This window comes from Actinomycetota bacterium (assembly GCA_005888325.1).
In the GTDB taxonomy this organism is placed as follows: Bacteria; Actinomycetota; Acidimicrobiia; order Acidimicrobiales; family AC-14; genus AC-14.
The window spans coordinates 61,121-74,161 of the sequence record VAWU01000068.1 but is presented as its reverse complement, the minus strand read 5'-3'; the positions used below and the strand labels follow the sequence as shown (position 1 = coordinate 74,161).

The 13,041-nt window shown below is 71.8% G+C and carries 13 protein-coding genes and 1 pseudogene; 12 read left to right on the top strand and 2 right to left on the bottom strand.

Annotation, left to right across the window (positions count from 1 at the left end):
* Positions 1 to 28 precede the first annotated feature (28 nt).
* The 7 genes and pseudogenes from E6G06_20355 (at position 29) to ftsY (ending at position 7,865) form a co-directional block, all read left to right on the top strand.
* A complete protein-coding gene (locus E6G06_20355) occupies positions 29 to 208 on the top strand; it encodes a 50S ribosomal protein L32 (protein ID TML86620.1) in 180 nt (59 codons plus the stop codon).
* Between the two features lie 44 nt (positions 209 to 252).
* Positions 253 to 1,173, top strand: coding sequence for a phosphate acyltransferase PlsX (gene plsX, locus E6G06_20350; GenBank protein ID TML86661.1), 921 nt, complete (start codon positions 253 to 255; stop codon positions 1,171 to 1,173).
* An 85-nt stretch (positions 1,174 to 1,258) separates the two neighbouring features.
* Positions 1,259 to 1,541 (top strand): annotated as a pseudogene (locus E6G06_20345) (acyl carrier protein).
* Between the two features lie 3 nt (positions 1,542 to 1,544).
* Positions 1,545 to 2,306, top strand: a complete 762-nt coding sequence (gene rnc, locus E6G06_20340; protein ID TML86619.1) for a ribonuclease III — start codon at positions 1,545 to 1,547, stop codon at positions 2,304 to 2,306.
* Positions 2,306 to 3,148: a bifunctional DNA-formamidopyrimidine glycosylase/DNA-(apurinic or apyrimidinic site) lyase gene (gene mutM / locus E6G06_20335; protein TML86618.1), complete on the top strand. Its 843-nt coding sequence runs from the start codon at positions 2,306 to 2,308 to the stop codon at positions 3,146 to 3,148. Before rnc ends, mutM begins: the two co-directional genes overlap by 1 nt.
* Before the next feature lie 68 nt (positions 3,149 to 3,216).
* Positions 3,217 to 6,687, top strand: a complete 3,471-nt coding sequence (smc, locus tag E6G06_20330) for a chromosome segregation protein SMC (protein ID TML86617.1) — start codon at positions 3,217 to 3,219, stop codon at positions 6,685 to 6,687.
* 68 nt (positions 6,688 to 6,755) lie between these two features.
* Positions 6,756 to 7,865: a signal recognition particle-docking protein FtsY gene (gene ftsY / locus E6G06_20325; GenBank protein TML86616.1), complete on the top strand. Its 1,110-nt coding sequence runs from the start codon at positions 6,756 to 6,758 to the stop codon at positions 7,863 to 7,865.
* Between the two features lie 11 nt (positions 7,866 to 7,876).
* Here ftsY and E6G06_20320 read toward each other — a convergent pair whose 3' ends face one another.
* Together E6G06_20320 and E6G06_20315 are read right to left on the bottom strand one after the other, a co-directional pair.
* On the bottom strand, positions 7,877 to 8,317 hold the full coding sequence (locus E6G06_20320) for a hypothetical protein (GenBank protein ID TML86615.1): 441 nt from the start codon (positions 8,315 to 8,317) through the stop codon (positions 7,877 to 7,879).
* Positions 8,277 to 9,074, bottom strand: coding sequence for a DUF222 domain-containing protein (locus E6G06_20315; protein TML86614.1), 798 nt, complete (start codon positions 9,072 to 9,074; stop codon positions 8,277 to 8,279). The genes E6G06_20320 and E6G06_20315 overlap by 41 nt, the downstream gene beginning before the upstream one ends.
* A 154-nt stretch (positions 9,075 to 9,228) precedes the next feature.
* Here E6G06_20315 and E6G06_20310 point away from each other — a divergent pair, with 154 nt between their 5' ends.
* The 5 genes from E6G06_20310 to rimM all read left to right on the top strand — a co-directional run bounded on the left by E6G06_20310 (position 9,229) and on the right by rimM (position 13,020).
* A complete protein-coding gene (locus E6G06_20310) occupies positions 9,229 to 10,581 on the top strand; it encodes a hypothetical protein (GenBank protein ID TML86613.1) in 1,353 nt (450 codons plus the stop codon).
* A gap of 36 nt (positions 10,582 to 10,617) precedes the next feature.
* Entirely contained in the window at positions 10,618 to 11,937 is a 1,320-nt protein-coding gene (locus E6G06_20305; GenBank protein ID TML86612.1) for a signal recognition particle protein, read from the top strand.
* Positions 11,938 to 11,957: 20 nt separating this feature from the next.
* Positions 11,958 to 12,227, top strand: a complete 270-nt coding sequence (rpsP, locus tag E6G06_20300; protein TML86611.1) for a 30S ribosomal protein S16 — start codon at positions 11,958 to 11,960, stop codon at positions 12,225 to 12,227.
* A gap of 74 nt (positions 12,228 to 12,301) precedes the next feature.
* A complete protein-coding gene (locus E6G06_20295; protein ID TML86660.1) occupies positions 12,302 to 12,550 on the top strand; it encodes a KH domain-containing protein in 249 nt (82 codons plus the stop codon).
* A gap of 17 nt (positions 12,551 to 12,567) precedes the next feature.
* Positions 12,568 to 13,020: a 16S rRNA processing protein RimM gene (gene rimM, locus E6G06_20290; protein ID TML86610.1), complete on the top strand. Its 453-nt coding sequence runs from the start codon at positions 12,568 to 12,570 to the stop codon at positions 13,018 to 13,020.
* Positions 13,021 to 13,041 lie beyond the last annotated feature (21 nt).

Here is a 13,041-nt window from a genome sequence, read left to right as displayed (position 1 = left end):
CCCGACTGAAGCATCGCCAGGAAGGCCCATGGCTGTCCCCAAGAAGAAGACGTCGAAGTCGAAGAGCCGCAGCCGCCGCGCCTCGGCGTGGCGCCTGAGCGCGCCGCCGCGCAGCGAGTGCCCGCAGTGCCACCAGGCCAAGCTGCCGCACGTGGTGTGCCCGAACTGCGGTTGGTACGGCGGTCGTCAGGCGATCGAGGTCGAGTGACCCGCGGGGGAGCCGCTTCGGGGCTCCCGATCGCAGTCGACGCCATGGGCGGCGACAAGGCGCCGGACGAGATCGTCACGGGCGCCCGCCAGGCGGCCGCCGAGCTCGGCGTGTCCGTCCTGCTCGTCGGGACACCCGATCGCATCGGTGACACCGGCGGCCTCGAGGTGTTGCCCGCGAGCGAGGTCATCGAGATGGCCGACGACCCGGCGCAGGGCGTGCGGCGCAAGAAGGATTCCTCGCTGGTGCGCGCGGCCGAAGCCGTGCGCGACGGCCGGGCGTCCGCGATGGTGAGCGCGGGCAACACCGGTGCCACCATGGCCAGCGCGCTGCTGCGCATGGGCCGCCTCAAGGGCGTGCAGCGGCCCGCGATCGCCACACCCATACCGGTGCCCGGCTCCCTGCCGACGGTGCTGCTCGACGCGGGCGCCAACACCGAGTGCACGGCTCAGTACCTCGTGCAGTTCGCCCAGATGGGCTCGGCGTTCTACGGAGAGCGCTACGGCGTCGCCGAGCCGCGCGTCGGCCTGCTCTCGATCGGCGAGGAGGCCGCCAAGGGCACGCCGCTGGTGAAGGAGACCCATGCCCTGCTGGCGGCCGGCGCGGGCGTGAAGTTCGTGGGCAACGTGGAGGGTCGAGACCTCATGACCGACGCCGTCGACGTCGTCGTCACCGACGGCTTCACCGGGAACGTGGCCCTGAAGACGCTCGAGGGGGCCCTTCGCTTCTTCATGGGAGTGGTGGCGAGCCGTCTCCCCGCGGATGCCCTCACCCCGCTCCTGCCGGTGGCGTCCGAGCTCGACCCCGACACCACGGGGGGCGCCATGCTGCTCGGGGTGGACGGGGTCTGCATCATCAGCCACGGCTCCTCGGGGCCCCGGGCGGTCGTGGGCGCGGTCCGGCTGGCGGCGGAGATGGTCGAGGCGGGGCTGGTCGATCGGTTGCGCGCCGCGGTCGCTGGCTAGTTCTTTTCACAAGCGCACAATCGCGACCCTCCGGTACACTGGCCCATCCCCCGCCAACCTCCGTTCCCGCCACCGAGGAGCCTCCGTGCCCGCTGAGACCCACGTGGAGCGAGGGCCGCTCGACCGCCGGCAGGTCTTCGAGCTGATCCGCGACCGCCTGGCCGACATCCTCGAGATCGAGCCCTCCGCCATCGCCGAGGCTCGACGCCGACTCCCTCGCCCTGATCGAGCTGGTCGAGGCGCTCGAGGAGGAGCTGGGCGAGCGCAGCGTCGGCTTCCGCATCGACGACGAGGACCTCGAGGACCTGAAGACCGTGCGCGACGCGGTGGACTACGTCGTCGGCCGACTGGACGAGGGGGCGACCTAAGCCCTGAGCACGAGCTCCGAGCTGGCCGCTCTCACCGAGCGCCTCGGGTTGGAGTTCCGCGACGACGACCTCCTCGCTCGCGCCCTGGCCCATCGGTCGTGGTGCGCGGAGACCGCCGGCACGGACTCGAACGAACGTCTCGAGTTCCTCGGCGACGCCGTGCTCGGGCTGATCGTCACCGATCACATCTTCCGCACCTACCCCTTGCTGCCCGAGGGGGAGCTGGCGAAGGTGCGCGCCTCGGTCGTCAACGCCGGGGTGCTGGCCGAGCTGGCGGCCGAGCTGCACCTGGGCGCGGCCCTGCTCCTGGGCAAGGGGGAGGACCAGTCGGGCGGCCGCGAGAAGCCCTCGATCCTCGCCGACGCGATGGAGGCCGTCATCGGCGCCGTCTACCTCGACCGCGGCTGGGACGGGGCGTGGGGGCTGGTGATGGGTCTGCTGGGCGAGCGCATCACCGAGGCCGCGGCCGGTCCCGGGGGGCAGGACTACAAGACCCGCCTGCAGGAGCTGGCCGCCCGGCGCTTCGACGAGCTGCCCCGCTACCTGGTCGCCGACGACGGGCCCGACCACGCCAAGCGCTTCTACGCCACCGTCTACGTGGCCGGCGAGCCTCACGGGGCCGGCGAAGGGCGGTCGAAGAAGCAGGCCGAGCAGGCCGCGGCGCGCGAGGCCTGGCAGACCCTGCAGGCGGTCCGGGTCCCGGAGGCGCGACTCCCGGAAGCGCCAGTCACTGCGAGCAGTCCCAATGGGGAGGACGACGCCTGATGCCCGAGCTCCCGGAAGTCGAGACCCTCCGCCGCGACCTCGAGCGCGAGGTGGTGGGCAAGCGCGTCAAGCAGGTGGAGATCACGGGCATGCGCTCGATTCGCCGCCACCCCAACAAGAAGCACTTCGCGGGGAAGCTCGCGGGCCACAAGATCACGGGGATCGACCGGCGGGGCAAGTACCTGCTCCTCGGCCTCGACGGCGGCGACATCCTCGTCGCCCACCTCGGGATGAGCGGCCAACTCCTGCGGGCCAAGGGCGGCGCCCGCGACAAGCCCGACAAGCACACCCACGTGGTCATCACCTTCACCCAGGGCGGGCAGCTGCGCTTCGTCGACCCCCGCACCTTCGGCGAGCTGTTCCTCACCACGCCCGACGAGCTCGAGGAGCAGGTGCCCGAGCTGGCCCACCTGGGGTTCGACCCGGTCGACGACATGATGTCGTGGACCCGCTTCGGCGACCTGCTCTCGGCCAAGAAGACCAAGCTGAAGGCGCTGCTCATGGACCAGAAGTTCGTGGCGGGCATCGGCAACATCTACAGCGACGAGATCCTGTTCTCGGCCGGCCTGCGCTACGACCGCAGCTCCGACTCGCTCTCCTCGCAGGAGGTGCGCCGGCTCTACCGGGCCATGGTCGAGACCCTCCAGGACGCGATCAAGCACCGGGGGTCCTCGCTGGCCGACGAGCAGTACCGCGACCTGTTCGGCCAGCTCGGCGACTTCCAGTCGCAGCACAAGGTGTACGACCGTGAGGGCTACGCCTGTCGCCGTTGCCGGAGCACGATCGTGCGGGTCAAGGTCAACGGCCGGTCGTCCTTCCTGTGCGAGCAGTGTCAGGTGTGAAGCCGTGCCGGCGTGCAGCGCGGCGGGAATCCACGGACACCCCCTGACCCGCCGCTAGCCTCGCCCGCGTGTTCCTGAAATCCCTCACCCTGAAGGGGTTCAAGTCGTTTGCCGAGACCACCACGCTCGAGTTCGAGCCGGGCGTCACCGTGGTGGTCGGGCCCAATGGCAGCGGCAAGTCCAACATCGTCGACGCGGTGGCGTGGGTGCTCGGTGCCCAGGGACCGCGCACGGTGCGATCGTCGAAGATGGAGGACGTCATCTTCGCCGGAAGCACGAAGCGCCCCGCGCTCGGGCGGGCGGAGGTGTCGCTGACCATCGACAACTCCTCGGGCATCCTCCCGATCGAGTTCACCGAGGTGACGGTCACGCGCACGCTGTTCCGTTCGTCGGGTGAGAGCGAGTACGCGATCAACGGCGTGCCCTGCCGGTTGCTCGACGTGCAGGAACTGCTCTCCGACAGCGGCGTCGGTCGCCAACAGCACGTGATCGTGTCGCAGGGCCAGCTCGACGCCGTGCTCAACGCCCGGCCCGAGGACCGGCGCATGATCATCGAGGAAGCCGCGGGTGTGCTGAAGTACCGGCGCCGCAAAGAGAAGGCCGAGCGCCGGCTCGAGTCCACCGAAGGCAACCTTCTCCGTCTGCAGGACCTGTTGCGCGAGGTGCGGCGTCAGCTGCGCCCGCTCGAGCGACAGGCCGACGCGGCCCGCCGCCACGGTGACCTCGTCGCCGAGCTGGCGGCGCTGCGCCTGCATCTCGCGGGACGCGAGATCGCGTCGCTGCGCGCGCGTTCGGAGCACGGCGCGCAGGCGCGCACGTCGCTCGCGGCGCGCGAGGCCGAACTGAAGGCCACGCTCACGCATCTCGACACGTCGGTCATGACTGCTGAGTCGTCGCTGTCGGCCACCGATTCCGCCGGTCTCAGCGATGCGGTCGGCCGGCTGGAGGCGCTCCGCGAACGCGCTCGGGGCCTGGCCGCGCTCCTGGCGGAGCGAGCCCGCTCGGTCGAGCGCGACCGCTCGGTCACAGTGGACCGCAACCTGATCGCCGCGCTCGAGGCCGAGTCGAGCGCGCTGACGAACGAGCTCCGCGAGATCGACCTGGCCGGCGAGGCGCGCGCGCCGCAGGCCGACGAGCTGGCCGCGGCCGAGCAGGCGCTGCTGGCGGAGCGGGCCGAGGTCGAGGGCCAGTGGGCCGACGGCGTCGACACGGGTGTCAGCGCCGCCGCGGAGATGCGAGGCGAGCTCTCGGCGATGCGCACCTCGGTCGATCGCGGCCGCACCGAGTCGGCCCGGCTCGAGAGCCGGCTCTCCGCCTTGCACGAGCGCGCGGAGCGTCTCGACGCCGATGCCGCACGCCTTCGCGCCGAGCTCGAGGATGCGGCACGAACCGAGCAGCCGTTCGTCACCGCGGTCGACGAGGCCGAGCGACGGCATCGGGCGGCCGAGGCCGACGTGTCGAGCATCGAGACGCATCGGCGGCGCGCGGAGGCCGACCGCGAGGCGTGGACGGCGCGCGCCGACGCGCTCGCGCTCGCCCTCGACGAGACGCGGACTCGCGCCGGAGCCGAGCGACTGGCCGATCTCGACGGCGTGGTGGGCACACTGCTCGAGCTGGTCGAGGTCGAGCCCGGTTGGGAGCCCGCGTTCGCGGCCGCGGCGGGCGACTCGCTCGCGGCGGTCGTGGTGGCCGATGCCAACACCGCGCGCCGCGCGATTGCACGACTGAAGGAGACCCGCCACCCGGGAGCAGTGATCGCGTTGGGTGTGCAGCGCGAGACGCCCGGCCTCCCGTTGCTGGGCGAGCCCGTGCGCCCCCACGTGCGCTCCGCGCACGCGGGCGTCGAGGCGCTCCTCGACGTGATGCTCGCGGCGGCCGTGGTGGTGCCGGGCGGATGGCAGGAGGCGCTCGACGTCGCCCTCGCCTATCCCGGGGCCGTCGCGGTCACGAGCGAAGGCGACCGGTTCAGCGCGGCAGGGAGTCGGGTCGGTGCATCGGGTCCGGGCGTCACGCGCGCCGCCCTCGACGAGGCGCGCGCTCGCGCCGCCGACGCCGCCACGGCGTTGGAGGCGGCCGAGGGCCGGTTGGCTGCGGCCCAGGTGGAGCTCGAGGCCGCGACCGGCAACGAGGCCGAGGCCGCGCGTGCGCTCGACGCCAACGACGGCCGGCTCGCCGCGCTCGGCACCGAGGTGCAACACGTCGACAGTGAGCGGCGCGACGTGTCGATCGAGGCGAGCACGGTGGCCGCCCATCAGGCCGAGCTGGCCGAGCGACTCGAGCGCGAGTCGGCGCGCGTCGTCGAGCTGGAGGAGTCGCTCACCGCGCTGGCCGCGGAGGAGGCGGCGGGCGCGGCGCGGGTCGAAGGCATCCGGTCGGCGCGCCGCCGGCTCGAGGAGCGAAGTGATGCCGTGGCCGCGTTGCGACGCGACCTCGAGGTGCACGCGGCGCAGCACGAGGCGCGTCGAGCCGAGCTGGCGCGCCGGCTCACCGAGGTCGACGAACGGCTGGCGCGTCACGCGTCGGAGCGAGCCGAGGCCGAGCAACACCGAATCCACCTCGACCAGTTGGCCCTCCACACGGGCCGGCTGGCCGCTTTCGTGCAGGACCGCCTGGCCGTCGTCGAGAGCGAGCTGGCGCGCGTCCGCGAACGGCGCCGGCAGCAGTCCGAGGCGGCGCGCGCCGCCTCTGAGCGGCTCGAATCGTTGCGGCGCGAACGGTCGGACGCGACCCGGGGCCTCGAAGAGGTGCGGGAGCGGTCGCGCCGCGCCGAGCTGGAGGAGGCCGAGGCGCGCATGCGGCTCGAGGCCGCGGTGGAGACGTTGCGCCGCGAGCAGGACTGCGAGCCCGAGACCGCCATGGCCGCCGAGTGCCCCGAGCTCCCCGCCGGCACGAGCCCGCCCAACCGCGTGCGCGAGCTCGAGCGCGAGCTGCGCCTGATGGGCCCGATCAACCCGCTGGCGCTGGAGGAGTACGAGCAGCTGCAGGAGAGGCACACGTTCCTCGAGGGCCAGCTCGACGACATCAAGTCGTCGCGCCGCGAGCTGGCCAAGGTGATCAAGGCCGTCGACCGCGAGATCGTCGACGTCTTCGCGGCGGCCTACGCCGACGTCGCAGACAACTTCGTCAAGCTCTTCGAGACGCTTTTCCCGGGCGGCAGCGGCCGTCTGACCCTCACGGAGCCCGACAGCCTGCTGGACACGGGCATCGAGGTCGAGGCTCGGCCCGTGGGCAAGAACGTCCGCAAGCTGTCGCTGCTCTCGGGTGGCGAGCGGTCGTTGACCGCGCTGGCGTTTCTCTTCGCGGTCTTCCGCAGCCGCCCGTCACCCTTCTATCTGATGGACGAGGTCGAGGCCGCGCTCGACGACGTGAACCTGCACCGCTTCCTCGAGCTCGTGCACGAGTTCCGCGACGAGGCGCAGCTGCTCGTCGTCACCCACCAGAAGCGCACCATGGAGGCGGCCGACTGCCTCTACGGCGTGACCATGCAGCCGGGTGGCTCATCACGCGTGATCTCCGAGCGAGTGACGGTGGTGGCCTGACCGCACCGTCGTGGTCCGGCCGTGAGGCCGGCCCGACGAATCGGGCGCGCCGGTAGGCTGGCGCGCCCATGACGGTCCTGCTCGTCCTCCTCGCCGTCCTCGTGGTGCTGGGCGGCTCGCTCGCCGCCGTCGCCGTGAGCCGGCGTCGCTCGCGCGGTCCGGCGATCGAGCCACCGGTCACTCGACCGCCGAAGCCGCGTCCGCGCGAGGCGGCCCGCCTCGAGGCGCCGGTCGCGGCGCCGGAGGTGGAGGCGCCGCCCGAGGTCGCGGTCGCAGCGCGTCCCCGGTTCCGCGACCGCCTGGGCAAGGCGCGTGGCCTCTTCTCGGGTTACGTCGGCTCGGTGCTCTCCCGCACGAGCATCGACGCCGAGACGTGGGACGAGCTCGAGGAGGCGATGATCCGCGCCGACGTCGGTGTCAACGCGACGACCGCGTTGCTCGACGACCTGCGCTTGCGCGTGAAGGCCGAGGGCATCACCTCTTCCCGCGCGCTCGTCGACGCGTTGAAGGACGATCTGAAGAAGAGCCTCACGACCGCCGATCGGAGCCTGCGCTTCGAGCCGGGCGGTACCAACGTGTGGCTCTTCGTCGGCGTGAACGGCGTCGGCAAGACGACGAGCATCGGCAAGGTCGGGCTGCAACAGGCCGATGGCGGCCGATCGGTGATCATGGCCGCAGGCGACACGTTCCGCGCCGCGGCGGCCGAGCAGCTCGAGCTGTGGGCCACGCGCGTCGGCGCAGAGTTCGTGCGGGGCGCGGAGGGAGCCGACCCGAGCTCGGTGATCTTCGACGCGGCCGAGCACGCCGCGGCGCGCGGTGTCGACCTCGTGCTGGCCGACACCGCAGGGCGGTTGCACACCAAGGTCAACCTGATGGACGAGCTGACGAAGGTGCGGCGGGTCGCGGAGAAGGGCGCGCCGGGTCGCGTCAGTGAGGTGCTCCTCGTCCTCGACGCCACCACCGGGCAGAACGGTCTCGTGCAGGCGCGCCAGTTCACCGACGCGGTCGAGGTGACCGGCGTGGTGCTCACCAAGCTCGACGGCACCGCCAAGGGCGGCATCGCCCTCGCCATCCAGACCGACCTCGGCATCCCCATCAAGCTGGTCGGCTTGGGTGAGTCGGCGGAGGACCTGGTGCCGTTCGACCCCGATGACTTCGTCGACGCGCTGTTCGCGTAGACCCGCCCGCCTCACTCTCGAGGGGGCGCTCGACCGCTGTGCTCGACCGGGTCAACCTCCGTGCCCGGCGGCGTGAGCCGGTAGCACCCGGGCCCGCCCCCCAGCGCCCAGCCCTTGGTCTTGAGCAGGTGGTGCCACCAGCACATGCGCCCCAGCCCGTCGAGGGAGGTGGTGTGGCACTGCGCGTAGGGCACCCGGTGGTCGCGCTCAAGGCGCCAGTCGACGTCGCAGCCGGTGACGACGCAGCGCCGGTCGCGCACCGCCAGCGCCGCGTCCTGATGGGCGTCGACGTAGCGGCTGCGGCGGGTGAGGGCCTTGACGTCGATGCCGTCGGTGACGATGAGGCGCAGGTAGGCGTCGTGCTTCCAGGACTCCACCACCGCCACCGGCACCGGCCCCAGGCCCTCGATCTCACACGCCTCGCCCGCAACCGTGTGTCCCCAGTGCCGCATAGTCGACCACGACTCGGATCTCGGCCTTGGGCTTCGAGCGCGTACCGCCACCCCCACCCCCACACACCAGGGTCTCGAGCGCGTCCATCGCATAGGCCTGGTGGGGCTCGCGCCGGCCCTCGGCCCGCGCCCCCTTGAACACGCGGTCGATCTCGGCGTCGAGGGCGAGCAGCTCCTCGCCCCCGCGTCGGGGGTGGTGCGGAACACACCGCAGAACGCGCCCTCGCCGTCGGTCCAGGTGCGCAGGTGGCGATCGGCGCGGATCGCGGCGTAGCGGGCCCGCTCGTCGGTCACGGCGTGGCGCACCCGCCGGCACTCGTCGCGCAGCTGCTTCGCCGTGTCGCGTCCGGCGCGTTCGAGTAGGCGTCGCTCCTCGTTCGGTTCGCCGCCGCCGCGCTCGCCACCGCCACCGCGTCGGGACCTCCGACAGCGTCCCGGCGCGGAACGCCTCCGCGGTGGCGGGCAGCGCCGCCACGCGCTCGGCCGTCTCCAGACCCGCTTGCACCCGACCCACGCTCGTGCCCGTCTTGTGCGCGATGAAGTGGGCGGCACTGCGCTCACCCGAGGCCCGCCACACGTTGGACTCCTCCACCCGCTTGGCCACCAACGTCCGCCCCGCAGCCAGCACCCGCTCGCCCTCGGTGATGACTTCCAGCAGGCGCAGCGCGTCGGGACCGCTGAGACAGCCGGGCTCGAGCGCGGACAGGATGGCCCGCTGGGTCGCCACCGTCGCCTGCAGCTCGTCGAGCACCGACATCGCCTCTCCCGCGGACGCGAGGAATCACCGATGCGGGGAAGCGCTGACGTCACTCTACTCGAACATACGTTCGATCACAAGACATTTCTGACAAGATTTCTCAGGGTCCCGCAGAGAACGGGAACTGCCGTTGGGCCACTGCCGTCCAAGGGGCGTGTTGAGAGAGCGGATGCTGGCCCGGGCGGCGATCGCAGGCTTCGTGGTGGGTGTGATCGGCCTGGCCGTCGTCGCCGGGCGCTCGAGCGACAGCTCCCCCTCCCGGCTGCCTGCGATCGCGTTGGGAGGAGAGTCGGCCGGAATCCGGACCGTCTCGGCCGCCTTGTCATTTCCGGCGGATGCGATCGAGTACCGGGTGCGGGGAACCCTGCCCGACCTGCCGGGCCGAGCGCGGGCATGGGAAGTGGGCCGAGATGGTGACGCCTCGCGCGTCGAGGCGCTGGCCCACGCCCTCGGCCTGGACGGGCCGGTGAAGGCCGGCGCCGGCGGATGGACGGTGAGCGCGAGCGGGCACAGCCTGAGGGTCGAGCGTCAGCCCGGCCTTCCGTGGTACTTCGGGCCCGATGCGCGCGCGATCGGCCCGTGCACGGTGCCCGCGACGGCCGCGGGTGCATCACCCGCCCCCGACACGCCGGTGGCGGGCAGCGAGTGCGGGTTGAGCGGCGGTGGCGTCGTGCGGTCGGCCGGGTCGGCGGACGCGACCGGTTCGGCGATGGTGTCCTCGTCGGCGACGACGACGGCGTCGACCCTCGCCGTCTGCCCCTTGCCGCCGTGTCCGCAGAACGCGGTCTGCCCGGCGGTGGCGTGCCCCGCGCCCGAACCGGTCCCGGCGCCCGAGCGCCCCGCCGGCCTTCCGACACGAGAGCACGCCGAGGCCACCGCGCGGGCCCTCCTGGCGAAGACGGGTGTCGACCTCGACGGCGCCCGCGTGCGCGTCGACGACGGCTTCTCGCAGTGGCAGGTGACGGTTGACCCGCAGGTCGGCGGGCTCCCCACATTCGGGTACGCCGGCAGCGTGTCCGTCGGACCGAAGGGTGCGGTCGAAGCGGCCAACGGCTGGTTGACGCAGCCGGTTCGGGGCGACGAGTACCCGCTCGTGACCGCGGCCGCCGGTCTCGAGCGGCTGAAGCGGTCGCCCTTCGGGATCGGCCCGCAGCCGCTCGCCGGCGGCGCGCCCTCTTGCGACGGGTGCCAGACCCTTCCGCCGCAGGTGCGCACGATCACCGGTGTGCGCGTCGGCCTCGCCTTCGCGCCGCTGCTCGGGCCCGACAACGAGGGGCGCGCCCTGCTCGTACCCGTCCTGCTCTTCGACCTCGAGGACGGCGGCACCGTGCCCGTGCTGGCCGTCGCGGACGAGTTCCTGCCCAAGCCCGTGCCCGCCGAGAAGCGCTTGCCCGAGCCCGGGCCGGCCACGACCGAGCCGGCCGACGTGCCGAGCAGCGTCGTTCCCGCCGCCTCGACCACGTCGGTGACGCCTCCGCTCCCTCCGAGCGCCCCCTCAGGCTCATGATCGGTGGATGCCGCGCCCCGGTAGCCTGAGGCGCCCATGTTCGATTCTCTGTCCGATCGCTTCGAGGGGATCTTCAAGCGCCTGCGGGGCCGGGGCCGTCTCGGCGAGCCCGAGGTCGACGAGGTTCTCCGCGAGATCCGCCTGGCCCTGCTCGAGGCCGACGTCAACTTCAAGGTCGTCAAGGGCCTGATCGCGCGCATCAAGGAGCAGTGCGTCGGGGCCGACCTGTCGCAGAGCCTGAGCCCCGCGCAACAGGTCATCCAGATCGTCCACAACGAGCTCGTCGCCACCCTCGGAGGCGAGACGCTGAAGATCACCTACGCGTCCCGCCCGCCGACGGTCGTGCTGCTGGCCGGCCTGCAGGGCTCGGGCAAGACGACCGCCGCCGGCAAGCTGGCCCGTTGGTTCAAGCAGCAGGGCCGCAATCCGCTCCTCGTCGGCGCCGACCTCCAGCGCCCGGCGGCCGTCGAGCAGCTGCGCGTGCTCGCCCACCAGGTCGACGTGCCCGTCTTCAGCGAGCCGTCCGACCCGGTGACGGTCGCGCGCAAGGGGCTGGAGGAGGCACAGCGCCTCGGGCGTGACGTGCTCATCGTCGACACCGCCGGGCGGCTCCACGTCGACGAGGAGCTGATGACGGAGGTGCGCCACGTGTCGGCCGCCGTCGACCCCAAGTACACGTTCCTCGTCGTCGACGCGATGACGGGTCAGGACGCGGTGAACGTCGCCGAGTCGTTCCACGCGGTGCTCGAGATCGACGGCGTCATTGTCTCGAAGCTCGACGGTGACGCACGCGGCGGCGCGGCGTTGAGCGTGAAGGACGTGATCGGCCGGCCCATCGCGTTCGCGTCGGTGGGGGAGAAGCTGAGCGACTTCGAGCCATTCCACCCCGATCGCATGGCGAGCCGCATCCTGGGCATGGGCGACGTCCTCACCCTCATCGAGAAGGCCGAGGAGGCGTATGACCAGGAGGAGGCCGAGAAGGCGGCGGCCAAGCTCCAGAAGGGTCAGTTCACGCTGGAGGACTTCCTCGAGCAGATGCAGCAGATCAAGAAGATGGGGCCGCTGCAGAACATCATCGGTATGATCCCGGGCATCCCGAAGGAGCTGAAGAAGGCCGAGATCGACGAAGGCGAGCTCGGTCGGGTCGAGGCGATCATCCGGTCGATGACGCCTCAGGAGCGTAGGAACCCCTCGGTCATCAACGGGTCGCGGCGTCTGCGGATCGCGCAGGGGAGCGGCATGACCACGACCGACGTCAACCAGCTCCTCAAGCAGTTCAAAGAGATGCAGAAGATGATGAAGTCGTTCGGCAAGGGGTCGAAGGGCCGAGTGCCCACCCTGCCGGGTCTCAATTAGGAAAGCGAGAGAACAGCGACGTGGCCGTCAAGCTCCGCCTGATGCGGATGGGCAAGAAGAAGCAACCGACCTACCGGGTGGTGGCAGCCGACAGCAGGTCGCCGCGTGACGGTCGATTCATCGAGATCGTCGGCACCTACCAGCCGCGCGCCGAGCCTTCGGTGGTCAACATCGACAACGACAAGGCCGTGGGTTGGCTGGCAAAGGGGGCGCAGCCCACCGAGGTGGTCGAGAAGCTGTTGAAGATCTCTGGCGCGTGGGACCAGTTCAAGACGCCGGGCACGTCGTGACCGACACCGACGCTGACCTCGACGACGACCGTGACGACGACCTCGACGACGACCGCGACGACGGCAACCGTGTCATCGGGGCGGTCTCGCGCAACGTGCTCGACTATCTCGCGCAGGCGATCGTCGAGGACCCCGCGGCGGTGATGATCGAGATCGACGAGGGCCGGCGCAACAACGCGGTCACGCTGCGCCTGCACGTCTCGCCCGACGACATGGGCCGTGTCATCGGTCGCCGGGGCCGGGTGGCGCAGGCCATCCGCACGGTGGTGCGCGCCGCCGGCGCAGGTGAGGGCGTCGACGCGCAGGTCGACATCGTCGACTGAGCCGGTCATCCGCTGAGTTGCTCGAGGTCGGCCGGATCGTCAAGCCCCACGGCATCCGCGGCGAGGTGATCGTCGACCTCGTCACCAACCGCACCGAGCGGGTGGCGGTGGGCTCGGTGCTCGCCACGCCGCGCGGCCCGCTCGAAGTGGAGCGCTCCTCGCCGCACCAGGGCCGGTGGATCGTCGCCTTCGCCGGCGTGGCCGACCGCAACCAGGCCGAGGCGTTGCGTGGCACGCCCCTGTCGGCTGAGCCCATCGACGACGAGGGTGAGCTGTGGGTGCACGCGCTCATCGGCGCCGAGGTCGTCGACGTCAGCGGTCGCACGTACGGCCGGGTGGAGTCGGTCGAGGCCAACCCGGCCAGCGACCTCCTGGTGCTGGGCGACGGGCGGCTGGTGCCGCTCGTCTTCGTGGTCGAGTCGTCCGCGGACCGCATCGTGGTCGACGTGCCCGCCGGCCTGTTGGATTGATGTCGCCCGTCTCGCCGCGCA

Coding starts and splice junctions, on each gene's coding strand:
- E6G06_20305 (TML86612.1), top strand. CDS start 10,618: ATGTTCGATTCTCTGTCCGATCGCTTCGAGGGGATCTTCAAGCGCCTG.
- mutM (TML86618.1), top strand. CDS start 2,306: ATGCCCGAGCTCCCGGAAGTCGAGACCCTCCGCCGCGACCTCGAGCGC.
- E6G06_20320 (TML86615.1), bottom strand. CDS start 8,317: ATGCGGCACTGGGGACACACGGTTGCGGGCGAGGCGTGTGAGATCGAG.
- E6G06_20315 (TML86614.1), bottom strand. CDS start 9,074: ATGTCGGTGCTCGACGAGCTGCAGGCGACGGTGGCGACCCAGCGGGCC.
- ftsY (TML86616.1), top strand. CDS start 6,756: ATGACGGTCCTGCTCGTCCTCCTCGCCGTCCTCGTGGTGCTGGGCGGC.
- E6G06_20355 (TML86620.1), top strand. CDS start 29: ATGGCTGTCCCCAAGAAGAAGACGTCGAAGTCGAAGAGCCGCAGCCGC.
- plsX (TML86661.1), top strand. CDS start 253: ATGGGCGGCGACAAGGCGCCGGACGAGATCGTCACGGGCGCCCGCCAG.